We start from the raw sequence: 21706 nt of genomic DNA on the forward strand, positions 1-21706 counted from the left end.
GACCGTCCAGGCGCAGATCCTGGAGCTGATCGCCCGGCTGCAGCAGGACCGGGGCCTGGCCGTCGTCATGATCACGCACGACCTCGGCATCGTCGCCCGCGTCGCGCAGGACGTGCTGGTGATGTACGGCGGGCGGGCGGCGGAACAGGCCCCGGTGGACGACCTCTTCGCCCGCCCGGCCCATCCCTACACCCGCGGCCTGCTCGACTCCCTGCCCCGCCTCGACGACCGGGACGACGAGCCTCTGCGGGCGATCCCCGGCAGCCCTCCCTCGCTCCTGGTCCCCTCCCCCGGGTGCGCCTTCGCACCGCGCTGCCCGCGAGCGGCGGCCGCGACCCCGGCCGACCGCACCCGCTGCGAGGAGGTCCGGCCCGCGCCCGTCCCCTCCCCCGGGCACCTGGTCGCCTGCCACCTGCCCCTGCACACCACCGCCCACGCCCGGGAAGGCACCCGATGACCGCAACGACCGCCGAGCCCCTGCTGTCCGTGCGCGGGGCGACGATGACGTTCCCCGGCAGGCGCCGGAGCTCCGCGCCGGTCCGTGCCGTCGACGGCGTCAGCCTGGACGTGGCGGCGGGCGAGACCCTGGGCCTGGTCGGGGAGTCCGGCTGCGGGAAGTCCACGACGGGCCGCATGATCGTGCGGCTCCTGGAGCCGACCGCCGGATCGATCACCTACGACGGCCGCGACATCAGCCACCTCGGCCGGCGCGAGCTCAAGCCGCTGCGCCGGGAGCTGCAGATGGTCTTCCAGGACCCGCACTCCTCGCTCAACCCGCGCCAGACCGTGGCCCGCATCATCGCCGATCCGCTGCTGGTGCAGGGGAGCACGGCGGCCGAGGCGCGCCGGCGGGCCGCGGAGCTGATGGAGCTCGTCGGGCTGATCCCCGAGCACCTCGACCGCTATCCGCACGAGTTCTCCGGCGGGCAGGCCCAGCGCATCGGCATCGCCCGGTCGCTCGCCACGGGGCCGCGCCTGATCGTCGCCGACGAACCGGTCTCGGCCCTGGACGTCTCCGTCCAGGCCCAGATCGTCAACCTCATGGAACGGCTGCAGCGCGAACTGGGCCTCGCCTACCTCTTCATCGCCCACGACCTGTCGGTGGTCAAGCGCGTCTGCGACCGGGTGGCGGTGATGTACCTGGGGCGCATCGTCGAAGCCGGCGACAAGGAACGGGTGTACGCGGCGCCCGCCCATCCCTACACCCGGGCCCTGCTCTCCGCCGTGCCGCTGCCGGACCCGGCGGCGGAGCGGGCCCGGGAGCGCATCACGCTGCCCGGGGACCCGCCCAGCCCCGCGGCCCCGCCGCCCGGCTGCACGTTCCATCCGCGCTGTCCGAAGGCGCAGGAGATCTGCCGGAGCGAGGCGCCGGCCCTGCGGGTCGCGTCGGCGGGCGAAGCGCGGGAAGTGGCCTGCCACTTCCCGGAGACGGACCCGTCACCCCCCGGAATCCGATCGTTCACTTGAGCTTTCCCGGCAACCCGATTCCTCTAAGGGGTTGTCAGTAACATTTCACATTACTACGTTACGCATCACATGGCGCTGCTGCGGACCCCCACGTCCCGCCCGTCACACGGCCGTTGTCGCCCGGCGCAGCGCCGCACCACGTGCCCGGGGTGCTCCACCTCCGCGCACGCACCCCCCATCCCTCCTCCCACACTGGAGTCATCGGTGTCCCGATCCACCACCCTGTGCAGATCCCTGCTCACCACCGCGATAGCGGTGACCCTCTGCGCCACGGCCGTCCAGGCCGGCCACGCCGATCCCGCCTCCCCCGCGCCGGCCTCCCCGGCAGCCGGGGCCGCGCTCCGCACTCCCCCGGCACCCAACCCGTTCGACGAGGTCACCCGCCTGGCCAACGCACCGAAGCCGGTCGCCGAGGACCTCACCGCCCCCGGCGAGCTGAAGGACGGCCGCATCCCCGGGGCGCTGACCGCCACGCCGAAGCCCACGCTCGGCGCACCGCGCGCCACGGTGGGCGGCGCCGCCGTCCCGTGCACCCTCGACGGCGTCAAGGGCCTGGGGGCCGAGCAGTTCGCCGACTTCCTCGCCGACCCGGCCGTCACCGCCGACGGCTGTCTGCGCACGCTGATCTGGACCTGGGACCAGCGGCTGGTGCCCGTCATGTCCAAGGCGCACGTCCAGGCCGTGTCCCGGCGGATCGAGCGGCTGGCCGGCGGGCACGACGGCAAGAACGGCAGCCACCTGCTGGAGATGTTCACCTATCTCCACGCCGTGGCCTACCACGACTTCTCGCACGACGAGATCGACCTCGGCGACGCACCGACCGTGGAGGCCATCCGCCGCGCGGTGGCCGCGTTCGGCTCGGCGGCCCGTACCTTCGACGTCACCCGCACCAACGCCGAGACCCTGCGCGAGGCCCTCTACGCCGCCAGCTCACCCGGCCTGCGACAGCACCAACTCCCGCTGGTCAAGCGCGTCCTGGCCACCATGGACGCGGCGCACCCGGACACCGCCAAGGACACCTCCTGGGCCGGCGCCGCGCTCGCCGCGCTCTCCCTGAACTACCTCGGCGTGTACACCGGCAACCACGACACCGCCTTCCACGCCGCCGTCACCGCGGACCCCTCCTACCGCGCCGCCTTCAAGTCCTTCGCCGGCCACACCCACCTCAAGGACACGGCCAACGCCTGGGTGGTGCGCGACGCCGTCGGCGAGTACGGCCGGATGGGGCAGATCGACGCGCTCAGGAGCGAGATCACCACCGGACTGGGCGGGCTGCTCGACACCGTCGTCCGCAACTTCGGCCAGGGCAGCCAGCCCTGGGGCAAGGTCGTCACCTGGCTGAACGAGTTCGGCGCCTGCAAGCAGTACGGGGTGTGCAAGGCGGACATCGAGCGCCGCCTCTTCCCCAGCACCTACGCGTACGACAACGGCGCCATCAAGGTCCGCACCGCCCTGCCGCGGGCCACGGTCGACAAGCTCTACTACGCGAGCAAGCAGGTCAAGGCGCAGTACCACCGTGTCCTGGGCACCGAGCAGCCCCTGGCGGGCGACACCAACACCACGCTCAACATCGTGCTGTACGCCTCCCGCTCCGACTACGAGATCTACCACCCCCTGCTCACCGGCATGGGGACCAACAACGGCGGCATCTACATCGAGAACGGCGCCACCTTCTACACCTACGAGCGCCGGGTCCCGCAGGATTCGACGCTCACGCTGGAGGAGCTCTTCCGCCACGAGTACACGCACTACCTCAACGGCCGCTGGGCCGTGCCCGGCCTCTTCGGCGAGGGCCCGTGGTACCAGGGCGACCGCACCACCGCGATGGACGAGGGCACGGCCGAGTTCTTCGACGGCGCCACCCGCGACGACGGCATCAAGGTCCGCAAGTCCCTGGTGCAGAGCGTCATCAACGACACGGCGGGCGGCACCAAGCCGCGCATGAGCGTCCACGAGCTGCTGCACGCGCAGTACGACCGGGACGGCTTCCGCTTCTACTCGTACGCCGGCACGTTCTTCGAGTTCCTGTGGTCGGAGCGCCCGTCGCTGCTCAAGGAGATGTACGGCCGCCTGCGCGCCGACGACGTGGCGGGCTTCGACGCCTGGCGGGACCGGCTCGGCCGGGACAGCGGCCTGCAGCGCGCCTACGACACCTTCCTCGACCAGCAGATCGCCAAGGTCAAGGACCTGTACGTGCCGGACACGGCGTACACGCCCGTCGGCGGGCTGGACGCCGGCCACCCCGCGACGATACGCGCGTCCTTCGCCGCCACGACCGGCATGCGGCCCGAGTGCACCACCAACGGCGCGCCCGAGCGCCCCCGGTTCACCTGCACGGGCCGCGTCACGGCCAACCTGAGCGACCCGGGCAACACCGACCTGGTCTTCAAGGACATGTCCGAGACGGTCGACTACTTCATCCTCGACCGGACGAAGAAGGGCACCAACAACTTCGCCGACATGAACTGCTCCTTCGGCAAGGTCGACATCTGGTCCGACCGCCCCGCGGGAACGGCCGACTTCACCTGCGAGGGCCCGCTGCGGGGCTGACCCCGGCCGTCGGGCCCTCCCGTCCGGGGAGGGCCCGCCCGGGCCGGCCGGCCGCGGGACGGTTCACCCGCCGGAGGCCGCCCCGCGCCGGTCCGTGAAGGAGGCGGTCTTCCCGCCGGCGGTCCGCGCCACGGCGCCCGCGGCGCGGTCGGAGAACCCCAGGGTGCCGACCACGCCCCTCACGACCGCGGGCGGGGCCGGCGCCGCCTGAGACCAGGACGGCACGGCGGAGATCAGGGCAATGCGCCCTCGCCGGCTTCCTCCTCCTCTTCGAGGCCGGAGCCGTCGACGATGTGCATCGCGGCCTCCTCGGCCGAAGCGGCACCGCCGTCGATCCCGACGTCACGGGCGACCACGTCGTTCGCGTGGTAGGGCGGCCCGTCCTCGGTGGCCACCACACGTCCCGAGCGTGCGGCCCCCACCTCGCGATCGACGGGCTCGCCGTCCGTGCCCACCTGGTCGCCGATGTCGTCGCCCTCGGGCAGGGGGATGTCCGGCACCTCCTCGGCCAGGCGCTGGTCGAGGGTCTCCCCCTCGCGCTGCTCACGCACCGTGGTCCCGTAGTGATTGACGGCGAGGGGCCTCTCCGGTGGCGAGTAGCCCTGGTCCAGAACCACGTCGAGCCCGTCGCCGTCCAGGGCGTTCTCCAGGTCGAGGTCGTTCGGGTAGTCCTGGCTGTCGGGACCGACCGGTTGATAGACCTCGTCACCCATCTCTTCGTCGGGCATCACGGTGCTCTCCTTCATCGCCGGGATTCACCCGCGCCGGCCGCCACCCGCTTTTTCGAACACGCGCTTGAGTGCGCCGGACGCCACGCGACGGGAACGTTCGCCGCGTCGAGGGCGATACCTCAAGGATCACCCGCCTCCCGCGAGGCCGCAATGTTCCCGGCCGATACCGGCCACCGTCACCACGCCGGGCGGGTGCCGGCAACTTTTACGGGGCCGGGCGGGCGACGCGGGCGTCAGGAGAGCCGGCCGCCGTAGTCGGGCAGCTTGAAGCCCTTCTCGTAGAACCCGCCCTCGAAGTCGGTGGAGCGGTTGCCGATGTTGGCGGTGATCGTGTGACCGCCGTGCGTGAGCTCTCTGCGGCAGCGCTCCTTTCCTGCGCCCTTGCTCTCGCCGTGCTGGCGCGTGCATATCGCGTCCACCGGATAGCCGGCCTGCTTCAGCTGCTCCCGGGCCGACGAGGACGAGGTCCGGGCGGTGACGAAGAGCACGGACACCTGGTGCTCGCGCGCCCACCGGGCCACCTGGAGCACCGGCTTGTTGGCGTGCCCGGGGTGGTAGTGGGTCTCCAGTGCGGTGTTGTCGATGTCCAGCACCACGGCCGGCTTCCCGTGCCGCTCGGCGACCCGCTCGCGCAGCCAGGGGATCGCGGGGGCGACGGCCTTCTTCACGTCGGCCTGCCAGGCCGCGTAGCCCGGCAGCCCCGGTTCCCCGGCGGCCTGCGCGGTGGTGGCGGTGCCCAGCACTGCGGTCGGCAGCGCGAGCGCGGCCAGCGCGGCGAGAACGGCGGTGCGGTACTTCCTGACGGACATCGGATCCTGTCCCTTCCGTTGGTTCGACGTGTCGGTCAGAAAGACGAACACCGCAGAGGGAAGCCCGGGCAAAGGAGCGATGGCCCTGACGTGAAGTCATCCTGAGCCTTGCCCGGTGGCGCGTGGGGCATCCGATGGCCCGGCGGGCGGGGCGGGTGCGCTGTCGCACCTCCGCCCCGCCCGGTTCTCCCGTCCGCTAGGAAACCGTCATCTCGGCAATGCCCGTCCGGGACGTGGCGGCGGCATCGCCGCGCACCGTCACCCGTACGTACCGTGCCGCACCGGCATCGGCGTCGTGCCAGTGCCGTCCGTCGGTGGACAGCCGGACGTCGTACGCGTCCGGCGCGGGGCCGTTCCACTCGGGAGTGACCTTGGTGACGCGGACGGTCCTGCCGAGGTCGGTGGTCAGGCTGCCGCGCGGCCCGTCGGGGACCCAGGCCGTGGCCGGATTGCCGTCGACGGCGGCGGCCGCGTACATGCCGGGCTCCTCGGAGGTGGCGGTGGCGGCGGTGCAGCGGGCCAGGTTGTCCGTGGGGGCGAGGTCGGGCCGGCGCGTCTCCAGGACGGCCGGGGCGGATCGGGTGAGGACGCGTTCGCCCTGCGGGGTGTCGAGGGTCATGGGCGCGCCGCCGGTGAGCCGCACGGTGGTGGTGCGGGCGCCGAGCTCGACGTCGTATGTGCGGCCCTGCCACTGCAGGCCGCGCAGGGTGACGCCGCGGCCGAGCTGCGGGGGCAGCATCGGGTCGAGGCGGAGCCGGTCCTCGCGCATCCGCATGCCGGTCAGGCCGTTGGTGAAGATCTGCAGGAAGCCGCCCTTGCCGGTGAGGAAGTCGTGCGCGGGCGAGCCGGCCAGCGGGTCCTCGGCACCCGCCTTGGCGCCGCGGGCCTCCGAGAACTGGGCGAAGGGGCCGCGGACGAACGGCCTGATGGAGCGCTGCAGGTAGGTGTACGTGGAGCAGCCCGCCTCGCCCGTGCCGGCGGCGGCGATGGCGTGCACCGAATCCGTCATGGCGGGGCCGTCGGGGTCGGTGCGCTGGGCGTAGTAGTCCAGGGTGCGGGCCGCGTCGTCCTTGGGCATCGGCCACTCCAGCGGGTAGGTCAGCAGCACCGTGTCGGCCTGCTTGATCTTGCTGCCGGTGTAACCGTCGTACTGCCGGAAGACCTTGTGTTCCGCGTCGTACGGGATCCTGATGCGGTCGGCGATCGCCGTCCACTCCCCCGGGGCGCGCTCGCCCAGCAGCTGGGCGGCGCGGGTGGCGTTGCGCAGTGCGGTGACGGCGCCGGCGTTGGTGAAGACGGCGTCGTCGACGCCGTTGCTGTATTCGTCGGGGCCCGCGGTGTCCTTGATGGAGTAGCTGCCGTCCGCGTTGCGGTCGACGCGTCCGGCCCAGAACTCGGCTATGCCCTTCATGACCGGCCAGCCGCGCTCGCGCAGCCAGTCGGTGTCGCGGGTGGCGAGGTAGTACTGCCAGGTGGCGAGGGATATGTCCGACTGGAGGTGGATCTGGGTGCGGCAGTGGGGTGGGTCGACGCTGTGGCACTCCTGGGCGAGGTCGCCCTTGCTGCCGCTGTTCCAGGGGTAGAAGAGCCCCTGGTAGCCGAGCTTGCGGGCGTTCTCGCGGGCCCCCGGGAGGGTCCGGTGGCGGTAGTCCACGACGGTTCTGGCGAGGTCGGGTGCGGTGGCCAGGAGGGCCGGGTACATCCAGGTCTCGGCGTCCCAGAAGACGAGGCCCGCGTAGTTGTCGCTGGTCAGTCCGGCCGGGGCGATGCTGTCGGCGGCGCCTTCCCGGGTGCTGGACAGCAGCCCGTACCGGGCGGAGCGCACCCATGCCTGCAGCTCGCGCTGTCCCGGCACCTCGATGTCGGAGCGCCACATGCGGGCCCAGGCGGCGGTGTGGGCGCGCAGCAGCCCGTCCCAGCCGCGCCGGGCGGCGAGCCGTGAGGCGGTGGTGGCGTCCTGGCGGGGCGCGTGCGAGGTCAGGGCGGTGTCGACGCCCACGTACTTGGTGAGTTCGTACGCCCGGCCCTTGCGGACGGGGAAGGTGAGGGACTGCCGGACACTCAAGTCCCGGGCGGGACCGGCGGTCCGGGCCGTGGCCGTCGGCACACCGCGCCCGGGGCGCAGGGTGGAGGCGACGGCGCCGTCGGTGTCCGTTCCGTCGGTGCGGAAGGCCACGTCCATGGTGCGGCCGTCCGAGCCGGCCCCCGCGGTCCGGTCGCCACCGCCGGTCTGCCGGATGCGCCGGGCGCCCTGCCCGTCGAGCAGGTCGGTGACGGTGGCGTCGCCGCTCCAGCGCGGGGTCATGCTCAGCCGTACGGCGCCCACGTGCGGGTTGGTGCGGTCGGCGAGGACGTCATAGACGAGGTCGGTCTTCCGTCCGTCGGCAGCGGTCCAGGTCAGGGACGTCCGGACGATGCCGCAGTGCAGGAAGAGGGTCTGGCGATACCCGGATATTCGGCCCGGTTTCGTCAAAGAGTTGAAGGTATCGCCCCGTTCGCCGCCCGTGCCGACGGTGAGGCCGGTCCAGGTGGGCAGGGCGGCTGCCGCCTGCCGGTCCGCGGCGGTCTGCTGGTTGTGCGCGTAGAGCCCGGACACGAACGAACCGTCATAGCTCGGGGTGAAGAGGGGCCAGCCGGTCTTGGCGCCGCTGCCGGTGCAGCCGGCGCCGTTGGGCGGTATGCGCTGCCCCAAGTAACCGTTGCCCACGTAGGCGTGGTGGGTGTCGTCGGTGGTGACGCGGGACGTTTCGAGCGTCCACCCCTCGCCCGTCCGGCACGTGCCGGCGGGCGGGGCGGGGGTGGACAGGCGGTCGGTGGTGGGGAGTTGTGGTGCGGGCGCGGCAGCCGCGGGCGGCACCGAGGCGACGAGCACGCCTGCGAGCAGCAGTGCGGACAGGCGGGTGGGACGCGGTCGCGCACCGGGAGAGTACGTCATTGTTCTCCGTCGGTCTGGATCTCGTGCGAGAGTCCGGCGACCTTAAATTTCCTGAACGCAAAACGTCAACAGGCGTGCTTGTTCATACGACTTCCGAATCCGACATTCGGCGCGCGAAGAGACGGCGGACCGTAGCGTCGCCATGGTGAAGGGGATGAGGGTCACCCACGCGGAACCGTCACACGTGCCACCTGCCCGGCCCGTCGCCGGGGAACGGCCCTCTCAGGGGCGCAGCAGCACTCCCACGCCGTCCCGCAAGGACAGCGTCTCGTGGGGGACGACGACCAGCTCGGCCGCCGTGCCCACGATGGACCACAGCAGGGCGTCCTCCACCGGTTCCTCCCGGAGGACGGGGGCCCGGAGTGCGCGCAGTTCGTCGGGGGACAACGCGATCTGCGTGGGCTCGGCACCGACCCAGACGCGTGCGGTGAGCCGGACCGGTTCGTTGAGCAGCACGGCGTCTGCCCGGCCCTGCTGCAGGGCCGTGACGACGGCGCCCATGCCGTCGGACGCCTCCGGGCGCTGTGCCCGCTGCGCCTGGTAGGCATCCATCCGAGCGTGGTCCGAGGCGCTCAGCCGCCCGTCGAGCAGAGCACCGAGCTCCTGTTCCAGCAGGGCGCGCCCGTCGCCGCCGCGCGGCGGCACCTCCTCCGCCGTGGCGATGCTGCCGACGGTCAGCAGGCGGTCGCGCACCCGCCGGGGAAGGCGGCCGACCAGGACCCCGCGCGCCCATTCCTCGCCTGCGTCCGCCCGGAGCACGATCACTTCCGCGTCGCCGCCGGCGGCCAGCTGCTCCAGGTGCCGGGCCATGTGCGGCGCCTCCCGCTCCCAGTCACCGGCCGGTACGCGCAGGACGTCGGAAGGGCCGGGGACGACCCGGCTCATCGGCCAGCGTCCGCTCTCCACCTCGACGAGCACTTCCTCCGGCGCGCCCCCGTCCTCCGCGGGGAGGTGCTCCAGTGCCACGGCCGCGTACGGGAGGTCGGGCGCATGGCGGACGGCCAGCGGCAGGGCGTGCGGCAGCGGCCCGAACCGTGCCACGTCGCGCGGCGGGGGCTCGGGGAGTTCCTCGACCAGGACCAGGCGGCCGCCTGCGGCGAACAGCGCCTGCCCGTGCCGCCCGGCGACCTCCCGGTCCGCGCCGACGACCTCCGCGAGGGCGTCGACGGTCGCACTGTCCGCCCCGCCCGCGGCGAGCTCGCCGCGCAGGTGCCGCCACCGCAGCGCGATGGCCCTGTCGGGGTCGTCGGTGTCCTGGGAGGTGTCGAGGTAGACACTGGTCCAGGGCCCCGGCCGCTCGTACAGCCGGTCGAGGAACGAGAGTCTCACAGCGCTCTCCCTGCAGGGCCGTGCCCGGCCCGACACGTACCACGCTCGCATGTGATGCCGGCCACCGCACCCCATGGGGGTCGGTCGGACCCGGAGGCGGGAGAACGGGTGACCGCCCGGCACGTGGCCGCTGTGGGCATGCACGCCGGGGGGAGTCGTGGAACGGTGGTGGTCGTGCATCCGCGGTCGGCTGCAGACCGATCGTTCGCCGAGGGATCGGAGATCCATGGCCGTCACGCCCCTGACGAACCTGACGGAGTACGAGGAAGCCACCTCCAGGGACAGACCGGTGGTGGTGAACTTCTGCGCGACCTGGGCACCCCGGTGCCGGGTCATCACTCCGGTGTTCGAAAGGTTCTCGGAACTGCCCGAGTTCGCCGACACCGTCGACTTCTGCCGGGTGGACCTCGACGAAGCGTTCGACGTCGCCCAGAAGGCGGGCGTCGGCCCCGTGCCCGTCTTCATGGTGTTCCACAACGGCACCAGGCTCTCCGAAGTGGTCGCTCCCCACCCGGAGGCGTTGCGCGCGCTGGTCGGCTGGGCGAGCACCATCGGCCCCGCGCCGCCCGCAGACGGAGCCACGCCCGGACGCTCGCCCCAGTAGGCCGCCGGGGGACCGCGCATCGGCGTCCCGCCGCGGCGCGGTGCGGCCGTCAGTCCTCCTCGACGGCCCGCACCTCCAGGGGCCGGGTCGCCGGGCCCTGCAGGACCGTGCCGTCGACGGCGAACCGTGAGCCGTGGCAGGGGCACTCCCAGGTCCGCTCGGCGGCGTTGAACGCCACGAGGCACCCCAGGTGGGTGCAGCGCGCGGAGACCGCGTGCAGGGTTCCGTCCTCGTGCCGGTGGACGGCGCACCGCCTGCCGCCCAGACGGACGACGGCTCCGCCGCCGGGCGGGATGTCGGCGGCCGAGTCCACGTGGGTCGTGCGCAGCCGGTCGCCCACGAAGTGGCGCCCGACGGTCGCCTGGTGCTTGAGGAAGGCGGGCGCCTCACGCAGGGTGCTCACCAGCCGCCGCGGGTCGTACAGCCCGGCCCAGGACGGAAGGGCCCGCCCGACGATGAGCTCCGTCAGCAGCCGGCCGGCCATGACGCCGCCGCTCATGCCCCAGCCGCCGAATCCGGTGGCGACATAGGTGTGTTCGGCTCCGGGGTGGAAGGGGCCGACGAGGGGCACGGTGTCGGTGGGGTCGTTGTCCTGCGCCGCCCAGTGGTGGAGGATCGCGGCCCGCGGGAAGTGCTCGGTGGTGAACGCCGCGAGGCGGGCGAATCGTTCGGCGGTGTCGCCCGTGCCGGGGGTGAAGTGCTCTCCGGTGACGATCAGCAGCCGGTCCTCGCCGTACGGGGCCGTGCGCACCGACCGGGTCCGCTCCTCGTCGGTGATGTACATCCCTCCGGGATCGTCCCCGGCGGGGATCACGGCGGCCACCACCAGCTCGCGGCGCGGGGAGAGCCGGGTGAACAGCAGGGCCCGGTCGAAGACGGGGTAGTGGGTGGCGACGACCACCTCGCGGGCGGTGACCGAGGCGCCGTTCTCGGTCGTCAGCCGGCAGGGCGTGCCCTCGCTCAGCCCGGTGACCCGGGTGCGTTCGTAGAGGAATCCGCCGCGTTCCCGGATGTCGTCCGCGAGGGCGAGCAGGTACCTGCGCGGGTGGAACTGCGCCTGGTCCTCGACGCGCACGGCGCCGGCGACGGGGAAGGGCAGCCCGGTCTCCTCGGTGTACGAGGCGGCCAGCCCGGCCTCCCGGGCCGCCTCGGCCTCGGCCTGCACGTCCGGCCGCCGCGCGGGATCGGTGGCGTAGACGAAGGCCGGCACGCGCTCCAGCTCGCAGTCCACGTGCAGCGCGGCGGCGACCTCGGCGACCCGTTCGACCGCCTCCTGCTGGGAGCGCGCGTACAGGCGTGCGGCCTCCGCCCCCCGGGTGCGGCGCAGCTTGTCGTAGACGAAGGTGTGCAGCGCGGTCACCTTGGCGGTGGTGTAGCCACTGACTCCCGCGGCGAGACGGTCGGCCTCCAGGACGGCCACGGAGCGGCCGGCCTCGATCAGCTCCCAGGCGGTGCTCAGCCCCGCGATGCCGCCGCCGACGACGGCGACGTCCACTTCGGTGTCGGAGGTCAGCGGTCCGGCACGCGGCGCGGCGCTCGCGGTGGCCATCCAGTACGACTCGGCGATGCCGGGAGGCAGGGGGCCGGGTCCGGGAAGTCGTGACATGACCCACCGGGTTCCCTCGATGTCACGTCCGAAGCACATCGGGCACGTGATGCGTCCGTCCGGGTGGCGCCAGGGGCCGCGACCGCCGGCACGCTCACGATCAGCACGGTCAGCAGGAACAGGGCGAGTCCGCCCGAGGGCAGCACCATCCCGTACGTCGGGAAAACGACGAGCCGACCAGGCTGCCGCAGGCCCAGGCGGAAGATCCCCAGGCCCATGCCGAGCACGGTGGCGGTCCGCGCCGGGCGCGGCCTGAAAGGTGAGCCCTGCGTTTGCGAACGAGACAGGCCGCCCCCCGTATCGGCCTGTCTCGTCGACGCAGGGGACCCGTACGGGTATGCCCCCACGCCGTTGCCGCTTCCGGTACCCGGACTGTCGCTCCGTGAGCGGCAAGCTCTCGCTGAGGAGGAAGTGTGATTATTGCTGCTCGCTGGTCGTCGAGATTCACGACGTCTCCGGGGGGTGCCGGGACGAAGATGTCGACTATCTCAGAGCCCTCGCTCTGCCGTTCCGAGTGGCGGACGTATGCCTGCCGGCCGTTGGTGAACTGTCGCAGTTGTCCGGAAGGGTGGACGTTGGGGGCGGGCTCCCTGGCAGCACAGGAGGCGACCGTCACGTTCGAGCTGTTGCCGGGCCTGGGAAGGGCAGTCGAGCTAGTCGGTCCCGCTGAACTTTATGCGTGAGTGAGCGTCGAGGAGCGCGATGAGAGCGGTGGAAGGATCACTGAGGCAGATGGTGACGTGACGCGCCAGGCCAGCAGCGTCAACGGTCTGAAGGTCTATCTCCTCGGTCCACTTCGACCGAGGAACGTTCCGCGTTGTCGCCGGCGTTCCAGGAGCCGAAGGAGGCAAGGGCGTGGCCTTGAAATCACCCTGATCGCCGGAGGGCGCCGCGGTGCCGACCGAGGAGGTCGCGGTAGTACAAGAGGAGACGGCCCTCCGTTGTGCATCCGGGACGTCGCTGCGACTGACAGCGGTCAGCACATGGCCGACCGCGCCCCGCCGCCTGGCGCAGTCCGTACAAACCCGCCAGCGCCCGCCGTCAGCTGGGCGCTTCTGATGGCTGCCTTGCCGTTCCCGGCATCTCGGTCTGCTCCGGCCGTCACGAGAGCGTCCAACGCCATACCTGGCCGGCCGCCGTCCGGGTCTTCGTCCACTGCTGCACGTGTGCGCCGGGCCGGAGCGAGGAGTTCTCGACCTCCAGGGCCTTGCCGCTGTTTCTGTTCACGATGCGGCCGGGGTTCTGGGGGTCCAGCTCCCATAGTTGCGTCTTCAGTCCTTCGCGGCAGTCCCACAGCTGGGCCGGAGCGCCGTCATCCTTGCGGGAGTCGGCGATCTCCAGGCACTTGCCACTGTCGGTGTGAGTGATGCGGTACTCGTTGGTGAACGTGACCGGGCCGTTCGGGTCCGAGCCGGAGCGTTCTGCCGTGCCGGCCCACCGGATCTTCCAGTGCCCGGCACCGCAGTCTCCCTGGAAGGCACGGGCCCCGTCGGCCTTGCCACCGTTCTCCACCACGAGGCAGAGCCTGCTGTTGGTGTTGGTGACGGCGGCCGGCGGCACGGGAACGACGTCTGCCCAGCTGACGGTGGAGGTCGCCAGGACGACAGCGGCACTCGCCGTCGCCATGGCGGTCAACTTCGTGAAGAACTGCATCGGAACTCACTTCCTTCATCGGTGCCCGGCCCCCCGGGAACCGCACCTAAGGCGTCACCCCGGTGAACGGGTCGTCACCGAGTGCGTCAGCGCAGTCCACCCCGTGGCGAACGGCCAGGGAAGGGTTTCCCTGTTTCCTTTGGAAGAGGCGCTTTGGGAAACCTCGGCTGAGCTGGGGAAGTGCCGTCATCGCTGGTCCGCTTGGCGCGCCGTTCGCCTTCTGCCGGAGCCCGGCTCCACAGGGCTCGGCCGACAGGCCTGAGGTGCTCCGCCACGCCAGCGCACTACCTGGAGCGATGCTCTGATCGCGAACAGCTATCCTCTCGCGTAGAAATGGGCATGCTTGTGCGAATGCACGGGATGTGTCGAGGGGCTGGTAGGCACGCGGGAGAGGCTGTGTGCCGAGGGGGGAACAGGAGTGGATGGCATTGGTCGCGATCTCGGAAGCGGGGTTGCGGGAGCTCTACTGCCGCCCCCGGAACGCGCCGGGGAACTGCTGCGTCGGCTGCGGCGCGAGCAGGGGATGACGCTGGCCGAGCTGGCTCGCCGTGCGTTCTACAGCAAGGGCTATCTGAGTAAGGTCGAAAACGGTGAGAAGCCGTTGACGCATGAACTGGCGCGGGTCTGCGACCAGGTGCTGGCGACGGACGGGCTGCTGGCCGGGGTCCTTCCTCCGGCGGGATGTGACGCCGGGAGCAAGGCCCGGGACGAAGGCATGTGTCCGTATCCGGGGCTGTCCCCGTTCGGCGTCCGCGACGCACGGTGGTTTTTCGGGCGGGAGAAGGCTGTCGCGGATTTGGTGTCGCAGCTGGCCGAACGGCTGCACACGTCGGGGCCCCTCCTGGTCATAGCGCCGTCGGGGACGGGGAAGTCATCGCTGCTGCGGGCGGGTCTGCTGCCGGCCCTCGCGCGTGGTGTGCTGCCCGTCACCGGTTCTCAGGCATGGCCTGTGGCCCTGCTCACGCCGGGCACGCACCCCCTTGAGGAACTGCTGGACCGTATCGCCGCGGTGACCGGAGCGTCCCGTCAGCTACTGGAGAAGGCTGAACGGGCAGGAGGGGACGCTCTCGCCGTCGCCGTCAGCGCCGCCCTGGATGCTGCGCGGGTGCCTGCCGCTCCGGGTACCGCGGGCGGCGGGCAGGCGCGCAGCGCAATCAGCGACGAGGCCGCTGCTCTGATCATCGTGGTCGATCAGTTCGAAGAAACCTTCATGCTGTGCTCCGACGAGAGCGAGCAAGAGGCATTCGTGCAGGCGCTGCTTGCGCTGACGAGGCAACGGACGCCGGGCGCAGGAGTTCCATCGGCGCTTGTCATCCTCGGAGTGCGATCCGACTTCTACGAGCGCTGCCTGGGATTTCCAGGACTGGCCGCCGCCATGCAACGAGGCCATATGACGATGGGGCCGATGGATGACGCACAGCTGCGTGATGCCATCACAGGACCGGCGCGTGAGGCCGGCCTGGAGCTGGAACCGGGGCTGGTCGAGATCCTGCTGCGCGACATCGGCCTCCTGCACGGCTGTGCGATGCCGGCCCGCACGGCCCCCGGTGGCGCACTCCCCCTGCTGTCCCACGCCCTGCTGAGTACCTGGCAGCACCGCGAGAGCGCGACCTTGACCGTCGACGGCTACCAGCTGACCGGGGGAATCTCCGGCGCTGTGGCCGCCACCGCCGAACGCGCCTACGCCTCGCTCCTCCCGCACCAACAGGGGACCGCGCGGCACATCCTGTTGCACCTCGTCCAGCTCGGAGAGGGCAGGCACACGAGCAGGCCCGCCCGGCGAGCCGAGGTCCTGGAGGTCAGCGCCGACCACCAAGGGGATGCCGACGCCGTCATTGAGACGTTTACGCGGGCGCGCTTGCTCACCGTCGATGCGGAACACGTCGAGGTAGCTCACGAGGTCCTGTTGGACGCCTGGCCCCGGCTGCGCCAGTGGATCGACGAGGACCGGTCCGTCCTGCACACCCGCCAGACCCTCGCCGACGCGGCCACCATCTGGGAGAAGGAAGGACACGACCCCGCCCTCCTCTACCGGGGCCCACGCCTCGCCGCTGCCCTCGAAGCCGCCGAGAACCCCCGTACCAAAGCAGTCCTCACCTCGACGGCACGCACGTTCCTTCAGGCGAGCGCCGATCTCGAGACCTCACACAGACGGCTGGAACAGCGGCGGATGCGGCGCATGCGCACCCTGGCCTCCGGCCTGGCGGCCCTGCTCGTCGTCTCGCTCGTGGCCGGTGCCATGGCTTTCCAGCAGAGTCGTGTGGCGGGCAACCAGCGGCGTATAGCGGAATCACGGGAACTCGCCGCCCGCGCCGACGGGATGATGCGTGAGCGGCCGGAGGCCGCCATGCTCCTCGCGTTGAGCGCCTACCGCCGCTCACCTACCACCGAGGCCCGCGGCAGCCTGCTCAGCACCTTCGCCCAGTACCCCGGCAATCAGCTCACCGGCCATACGGACGACATGTGGGCGGTCGCGTACAGCCCTGACAGCCGTATGGTGGCCACGGCGAGCGATGATCACACGGCCAAACTCTGGGACGCCGTTTCAGGGGGACTCGTCACGACCTTGGCAGGACACACCGACAGAGTCGCAGATGTGGCCTTCTCACCCGACGGCCGCCTGATCGCCACGGCGGGCCGGGACCGTACGGCAAAGCTATGGGACGCGGCCACCCATCAGCTCGTCGCCACGCTTGCCGGCCACCTCAGCAGCGTCAACAGTGTGGCGTTCAGCCCCGACGGCCGCACCCTGGCCTTAGCGAGCGACGACGGCACCGTACGCCTGTGGGGCGTCGACACACATCGTCAGACCGCGATCCTGGCCGAAGGCACAAGTTCGGTCCGTCGCGTCACCTTCTCGCCCGACGGGCGCACCCTGGCAGCAGCCAACAGCGACCAGAAGGTCCGGCTCTGGGACACGGAATCCCGCCGGGTGAAGGCCACCTTGGCCGGCCACACCAACGCCGTGATGACCGTGGCCTTCTCCCCTGACGGCCGGATGCTTGCGACCGGCAGCTCGGATCGTACGGCCCGGCTGTGGGACATGGAGACCTACTGCTCGACAGCGACCTTCAGCGGTCACGCTGACCTTGTCTGGTCCGTGGCCTTCTCGCCGGACGGGCGCACCCTGGCCACCGCTGGCTTCAACGACGACACCGCACGCTTGTGGAACACCGCCACACACGAAGCCGCTGGCACCTTGACCGGGGCCGGCCTCATATCGGCCGTCGCCTTCAGCCCGGACGGGCAAAGCCTGGTCACATCGGAGACCGGACAACGCGGCGTGACGCCCACGCTCCAGCTGTGGAACGCCTCCACGCTCAAGAAGTCCCGAACGCTCACCGGAAGCGGCGAGACCGCCACCGCCGTGGCCATCTCCCCGGACGGACTTACCCTGGCCGCCGGTGACTCGCGTGGCTCCATATTCCTCTGGGACCTCGCCCACCACAGTCTCATCACCACTCTCACCGGCCACAGCAACACCATCACCGGCGTGGTGTTCTCACCGACGGCCGTACGCTCGCCACCACGAGTGACGACGGCACCGCCCGGCTGTGGGACGCCCGCACACACCGGGAAACGGCCGCACTCCGGGGCCACTCCGGGACCGTCCGCGCAGCGGCCTTCAGCCCTGATGGTCTCACTCTGGCGACAGCCGGCAGTGACCACAGCACACGCCTGTGGGACACACGCTCGCACCAGCCGGTCGCCGTCCTCGACGGCGAGCCCGACGCAGTGGGCTCCGTGGCATTCTCCCCTGACGGCCACACCCTCGCCACAGGAAGCCACGACACGACCGTCCGCCTGTGGGACCTCCGCTCCCACAAAGTGATCGCCACCCTCGCCCGCGAGGGCCAGATGTGCCGGACGTACTCCCTTGCCTTCAGCCCTGACGGCCGCACACTCGCAGCGACCAGCTGCGACGTCACCCTGTGGAACACCGAAACACACCAGCGCGTCACCAGGCTCACTGGTCATACCGACACCACAAGCCGGCTCGCCTACGCGCCCGACGGGCGGACGCTGGCCACGGCCGGCTACGACCGCACCATCCGCCTGTGGAACACGCAGAACCACCAGCCCATCGCCATACTCACCGGAACCGGCGGCTACGTCTCCGGGCTGGCCTACGCACCCGCAGGGCACGTCCTGGCCACCACGAACACCGATCGCGCCATCCGCCTATGGGAACTCGACCCGGAAGCCGTCGGAAAGCGCATCTGCACTCTCAGCCGAGACCACCAGTGGCACCGCACCATCACCGGTTCTTCCCTGCAGAACCCATGCGACTGATCCCGGAGGGCAGCAGACCCCGACCGGGGAACGCCCCGCCTGCGAGATCCGCACAAGGTTCCTACCAGCCGCCTACCGATCTCGTGCGGGCCGGAGGCGACCGCTATGAGGTCGGTCTGCGCGAGTTCAATGAATCCATCAACTCAAAGAATGGGCCACTTTCATTCCCAAGAGGCTGCTCGTCTTGGCGTTCTCCACCCTCTGTGTCATCTCACCCACGCCCAGGAGCGCGTCCACCAGGACCAAGATCGCTTCCTCGGGGACGGTGACGTACTGTGCGAGCAGGGCGACGGCCGCAGCAACGATGCTGTACAGCCGGGCCGGGTGCTCCCGGACGAGTCTCAGGAACGGGGAGGAGGCGGACGGTCCTCGGTGCCGGCCGCGCTTCGGTATCGCCGCCATTACGCCGCCCGCCCGAAGTCGCGCTTCAGGCGATCCAGCTGGAGCTTGCCCGGGATGCCATCCGCGTCCAAGCCCCGGTCGCCAATCTTGATCCGAGTAGATCGCACCGCAGGTGCTGGACAGTCTCGACGTCCGACAGCCCGTACAGAGTCTGCAGCACCACCGCGCAGGCCAGCTCCGGGCAGCACCCATGGACGGCCGTCCGACGAGGGATACATGTCCGCGAGGTGACGGTGTTGTCGGGCCGCGTGAGCAGGTCGCGGGCGTGGCGGATCTGTTCCTCGGTCATCGCTGGTGGCCGGCCGAGGCGGGCGCCGCGGGCGCGGTTGCGTCGAGTCCTTCGTGGGTGCCTTGGACGATGAGTTCGCGGATGAATTCGGCGATGCCGACGAAGAACGCGAACAGCACGGCGCCGTGGCCGGACGGGTCGTAAACGCCCCGGGCCACGTCGGCCGGGCGGCCGGTCGTGTGAGGGCGAGGGAGGGAGGCCCACTGACGCGGACGGAGTCCGCGTCAGTGGGCTCGGCCGCGAGGAGGGCATGGTCCGGAACGGCGCCACGCTCGCGGAACTCTTCGCCTTGCGGCGCGGGACGGTTCCGGCGTCGGTGCCGGGGCAGCCGGATGTGGATGCGGGGCTGTACCTGTAGGGCTGCCGCTACGGTTGGGCCGCCCGTTGGTGCGGCCCTCGGACGCCGGACGGGCTGATGTCAGCCTGTCCGGCGTCCGAGGACGGCGCGCATGTCACGTACTGGCCGTCGTGAGCCATACTCCGAGCGGCAGAAAGAAGAGCACAGCCGCTGTCAGCTGCAGCCACGTACCGCGAGAGAGTGAGTTCTCACGACGCTTCCCATGGATCGCATAGTCACGGCACTTCTCCCGTAGCTCGCCCCAACGTCCGACGAAACCCACAAGAGGCGCCAGAACCAAGGTGACGTAAACCGGGAGCGCCGTTTCCTGAGGCATGCCCGCACCCATCCGGCGGGAGACGGCGATGAAGGCCGCCATGGCCACAGGGACGAGACACATCCGTATCCGAAGATTGCGATTTGGCATGAGCGGAACGAAGACGACGAGAAATATCATGGTGAAGGCGACGGCCGTGGCCCACCAGGCCGACAGGGGAACAGATGGAGCGTGCACGTCACTTCCTTGGCCTGTGGGCCCCTCTTCGGGGCCCACAATCAATTGAAAGGATTCCAGTCGGAGCTGGAGACGATACCGATCAGATCCGAGGCGCCCTCGTGAAGTATTTCCACGCCCTTCTTCAGCCCCGACCCGATTTCTACGCCTGTGCTCACCAACTTACCCTGTGCGCCAAGGATGGCTGACAGGGCGACGCCGGCGGCACTCGACTTGAACTCGGAGCTTGTCCACCCATATCCGACCCCCTTGAAGATGCTGCTGGTGAAGAAGCTCACTCCCGATGCGAGTCCGAGGAAGGGGGTAGCCTCCCAGAGCGGAGGGATGACAAGCGTGCCGAGTGCGGCCCCTCCCGACCAGACACCCGCGGTATCCAAATTCTTCGCCCACCTGCACGACAGCTCGTTCCGGCAGCTGGGGTTGTCGTCCTTGAAGCTGGCGAGGTCGACCTGGATGACCTGGTCGCTGTCCGGGGTGTCCCAGAAATTACTGAGCCCGTTCTTGACCTTTTCCGCGAGCTCGCTCACGGCCTTGGTCGCGGCCGCGATCATCTCCTGCTGACGCTTTACGAACGCGATCGTCTGGGCTTCGCTCGCGGCGTTGGAGGCTGCGGCCTCGTCTCTTGTGGCCTCGAAGGACGACTGGCGGGCGCTGGCCGCCGACGCGCGGGCGCTGACGGCGGAGTTCACGGCTTGCTGAGCCGACACGGTCGCCTGGTTCGCCGAGTAGTTGGCCTGGCGGCTGGCCTGGCGGGCCGTCGCCGCCGCGGCGGTGGCCTTCTTGGCGGATTCGGCCGCGGAGGCCGCCGAGGCGTCGGCCTCCTTGGCCTTCTTCTGCGCCTCGTCGGAGTAGCCCTTGGCCTCGTTGGCCGAGGCGCGTGCCTTCTCGGCCCACTTGGCGGCCTCCGTGGCCTTGTTGCGGGCCTTCAAGGCGATTTCGTACGCCAGCGAGGCGTTCTGGCCGGCGAGGGCCGCGTTGCGTGCGGCGGAGGCGATCACGGACTGGACGGAGGCCACGTGAGTGGCGGTGTCCGCGTCGAGCTGAGCCGCCTTGTACTGGCCCCGGACGACGAATTCGTGCTGCATCCGCGAGGGACCGGACAGTGCGACATCGGCGGCGGCCGCGACGGTGGCCCCGCCCGCGCTCTTGATCCGGAACGTCTCGACCTGGTCGTCCTCCTGGAGGGCCTCCTGGTAGCCGGTCAGCATGAACGCGCTCAAGGCCTTGGCGCTGCCGTCGCTCAGCGCGGCGTCGCCCGCCTTCTTGACCGCCTTGCCGGCGCCGTTCATGAGCTTGAGGATCTGGACACGGTAGTCGTCGGCCTGGACGGTGTAGATGTCCTCGGTGAGGAACTTCTCGACCCGGGCCGGGTCGTCGCTCTCCAGGACCTTCTGCGATGCCTGGGCCAGAGCGGGACCGCCCAATTTGGCGGCGTAGAGGACCTTTTCGCGGTCGTCCAGCTGCGTGGCCTTCTTGTAGTCCGCCCGGACCCAGTTGACGACGGAGCTGTCCGTACCGGAAAGGGCGGTCGCGGCGGACCCACGAGTCCAGGCGCCGGTGCTCTCCAGCAGCTTGACGGCGGCCTTCCGGCCCAGCTCGGCCACGGTCCTGGTGTCGTTCGAGGCGGCGGCCTTCGCCAGCAGTTCTCTGGTCCCGGCATCGGCGGCGGTCGCCTGCGTGCGCAGGTTCTCGGCCCGGTCGCGGGCTTCCTTGTCGGCGGTCTTGGCGGCTTCCGCCTCCTTCACGGCCCGCTGCTTGTCAGCCGCGAGCCGTGCCGCTTCCGTTTCGCGCGCGAGCTTCTCGACCTTCTGCGCCTGCGCGACCGCGTCGGAGGCCGTCTTGGCCGCGTCGATGGCGTTGTTGGCGTGCTCGGTGGCCTTGTTCGCCCAGTCCTGAGTCTTGCCGGCCTCGGCGGCGGCCTTGTCCGCGGCGGCGGCGGCCTTCTTCGCGTGATCGGCGGCGCTCTTGGCCGCCTTGTGGGCCTCACGCGCGGCGGAGGCCGACTGGGCGGCGAGCGCCTGGGAACGGCCGGCCGCCTCGGTCGCGGTGTTCGCCGCGCGGGTGGCGACGGCGGCGGCCTCGCGGGCCCGGCGCGCCTGCTCGGTGGCCACACCTGCGTAGCTGCTGGCCTCGGCCGACGCGTTGGCGGCGGCCGCGGCGTTCTGCGCGGCACGGGCTGCCGCGGCG

Annotated in this window: 14 protein-coding genes and 3 pseudogenes; 8 read left to right on the forward strand and 9 right to left on the reverse strand. The window is 70.9% G+C overall.

What is annotated here, in order from left to right; all coding sequences use genetic code 11:
• From LE181_RS25460 to LE181_RS25470, 3 genes are all read left to right on the forward strand, one after another.
• Positions 1-457: oligopeptide/dipeptide ABC transporter ATP-binding protein (locus LE181_RS25460; protein WP_372458494.1), on the forward strand; the 457-nt coding region annotated here is incomplete at its 5' end.
• The gene (locus LE181_RS25465; RefSeq protein ID WP_225663835.1) at positions 454-1467 is read left to right on the forward strand and encodes an ABC transporter ATP-binding protein; all 1014 of its coding nucleotides are present in this window, start codon (positions 454-456) and stop codon (positions 1465-1467) included. The genes LE181_RS25460 and LE181_RS25465, both read left to right, overlap by 4 nt.
• Before the next feature lie 204 nt (positions 1468-1671).
• A complete protein-coding gene (locus LE181_RS25470; RefSeq protein ID WP_225663836.1) occupies positions 1672-4017 on the forward strand; it encodes a collagenase in 2346 nt (781 codons plus the stop codon).
• Positions 4018-4080: 63 nt separating this feature from the next.
• Here the strand turns inward: LE181_RS25470 and LE181_RS25475 are convergent, their stop codons facing one another.
• The 5 genes from LE181_RS25475 to LE181_RS25495 all read right to left on the reverse strand — a co-directional run bounded on the left by LE181_RS25475 (position 4081) and on the right by LE181_RS25495 (position 9821).
• Complete coding sequence (locus tag LE181_RS25475; RefSeq protein WP_225663837.1) at positions 4081-4242, reverse strand: hypothetical protein; 162 nt, start codon at positions 4240-4242, stop codon at positions 4081-4083.
• Positions 4243-4250: 8 nt separating this feature from the next.
• Positions 4251-4745, reverse strand: a complete 495-nt coding sequence (locus tag LE181_RS25480; RefSeq protein ID WP_225663838.1) for a DUF5709 domain-containing protein — start codon at positions 4743-4745, stop codon at positions 4251-4253.
• 236 nt (positions 4746-4981) lie between these two features.
• Positions 4982-5557 (reverse strand): HAD family acid phosphatase, encoded by a 576-nt coding sequence (locus tag LE181_RS25485; RefSeq protein ID WP_225663839.1) that lies wholly within the window; start codon positions 5555-5557, stop codon positions 4982-4984.
• 196 nt (positions 5558-5753) lie between these two features.
• Entirely contained in the window at positions 5754-8492 is a 2739-nt protein-coding gene (locus LE181_RS25490; RefSeq protein ID WP_225663840.1) for a discoidin domain-containing protein, read from the reverse strand.
• A 222-nt stretch (positions 8493-8714) separates the two neighbouring features.
• Positions 8715-9821, reverse strand: a complete 1107-nt coding sequence (locus LE181_RS25495; protein ID WP_225663841.1) for a baeRF2 domain-containing protein — start codon at positions 9819-9821, stop codon at positions 8715-8717.
• Positions 9822-10047: 226 nt separating this feature from the next.
• On the opposite strand from LE181_RS25495, the gene LE181_RS25500 reads away from it, so the two are divergent.
• Positions 10048-10425: a thioredoxin family protein gene (locus LE181_RS25500; RefSeq protein ID WP_225663842.1), complete on the forward strand. Its 378-nt coding sequence runs from the start codon at positions 10048-10050 to the stop codon at positions 10423-10425.
• A gap of 49 nt (positions 10426-10474) precedes the next feature.
• Here LE181_RS25500 and LE181_RS25505 read toward each other — a convergent pair whose 3' ends face one another.
• Both LE181_RS25505 and LE181_RS25510 read right to left on the reverse strand, forming a co-directional pair.
• On the reverse strand, positions 10475-12031 hold the full coding sequence (locus LE181_RS25505; RefSeq protein WP_225663843.1) for an FAD-dependent oxidoreductase: 1557 nt from the start codon (positions 12029-12031) through the stop codon (positions 10475-10477).
• Between the two features lie 1101 nt (positions 12032-13132).
• Positions 13133-13684: an RICIN domain-containing protein gene (locus LE181_RS25510; protein WP_225663844.1), complete on the reverse strand. Its 552-nt coding sequence runs from the start codon at positions 13682-13684 to the stop codon at positions 13133-13135.
• A 418-nt stretch (positions 13685-14102) separates the two neighbouring features.
• On the opposite strand from LE181_RS25510, the pseudogene LE181_RS25515 reads away from it, so the two are divergent.
• From LE181_RS25515 to LE181_RS32510, 3 genes and pseudogenes are all read left to right on the forward strand, one after another.
• Positions 14103-17108, forward strand: a pseudogene (locus tag LE181_RS25515) (nSTAND1 domain-containing NTPase); the annotation flags it as partial.
• Between the two features lie 5 nt (positions 17109-17113).
• Positions 17114-17323, forward strand: a pseudogene (locus LE181_RS32710) (WD40 repeat domain-containing protein); the annotation flags it as partial.
• A gap of 105 nt (positions 17324-17428) precedes the next feature.
• The gene (locus LE181_RS32510; RefSeq protein WP_308103393.1) at positions 17429-17977 is read left to right on the forward strand and encodes a WD40 repeat domain-containing protein; all 549 of its coding nucleotides are present in this window, start codon (positions 17429-17431) and stop codon (positions 17975-17977) included.
• A 687-nt stretch (positions 17978-18664) separates the two neighbouring features.
• Here the strand turns inward: LE181_RS32510 and LE181_RS25525 are convergent.
• Positions 18665-18826 carry a hypothetical protein gene (locus tag LE181_RS25525; RefSeq protein ID WP_225663846.1) on the reverse strand — a complete coding sequence of 54 codons (162 nt, stop codon included), beginning with the start codon at positions 18824-18826 and terminating at the stop codon, positions 18665-18667.
• A gap of 15 nt (positions 18827-18841) precedes the next feature.
• Between LE181_RS25525 and LE181_RS25530 the strand changes: the two are divergent.
• A pseudogene (locus LE181_RS25530) lies at positions 18842-19026 on the forward strand (DUF5925 domain-containing protein); the annotation flags it as partial.
• Positions 19027-19560: 534 nt separating this feature from the next.
• Here LE181_RS25530 and LE181_RS25535 read toward each other — a convergent pair.
• The coding region (locus tag LE181_RS25535) for an ALF repeat-containing protein (protein ID WP_505016588.1) at positions 19561-21706 on the reverse strand (2146 nt) is incomplete at its 5' end.

This window comes from Streptomyces sichuanensis (genome assembly GCF_020328095.1).
In the GTDB taxonomy this organism is placed as follows: domain Bacteria; phylum Actinomycetota; class Actinomycetes; order Streptomycetales; family Streptomycetaceae; genus Streptomyces; species Streptomyces cinnamoneus.

What these genes read in the sequence shown, in the direction of transcription:
- LE181_RS25500 (WP_225663842.1), top strand. Translation starts at nt 10,048, where the DNA reads ATGGCCGTCACGCCCCTGACGAACCTGACGGAGTACGAGGAAGCCACC.
- LE181_RS25505 (WP_225663843.1), bottom strand. Translation starts at nt 12,031, where the DNA reads ATGTCACGACTTCCCGGACCCGGCCCCCTGCCTCCCGGCATCGCCGAG.
- LE181_RS25480 (WP_225663838.1), bottom strand. Translation starts at nt 4,745, where the DNA reads ATGCCCGACGAAGAGATGGGTGACGAGGTCTATCAACCGGTCGGTCCC.
- LE181_RS25510 (WP_225663844.1), bottom strand. Translation starts at nt 13,684, where the DNA reads ATGCAGTTCTTCACGAAGTTGACCGCCATGGCGACGGCGAGTGCCGCT.
- LE181_RS25490 (WP_225663840.1), bottom strand. Translation starts at nt 8,492, where the DNA reads ATGACGTACTCTCCCGGTGCGCGACCGCGTCCCACCCGCCTGTCCGCA.
- LE181_RS25465 (WP_225663835.1), top strand. Translation starts at nt 454, where the DNA reads ATGACCGCAACGACCGCCGAGCCCCTGCTGTCCGTGCGCGGGGCGACG.
- LE181_RS25485 (WP_225663839.1), bottom strand. Translation starts at nt 5,557, where the DNA reads ATGTCCGTCAGGAAGTACCGCACCGCCGTTCTCGCCGCGCTGGCCGCG.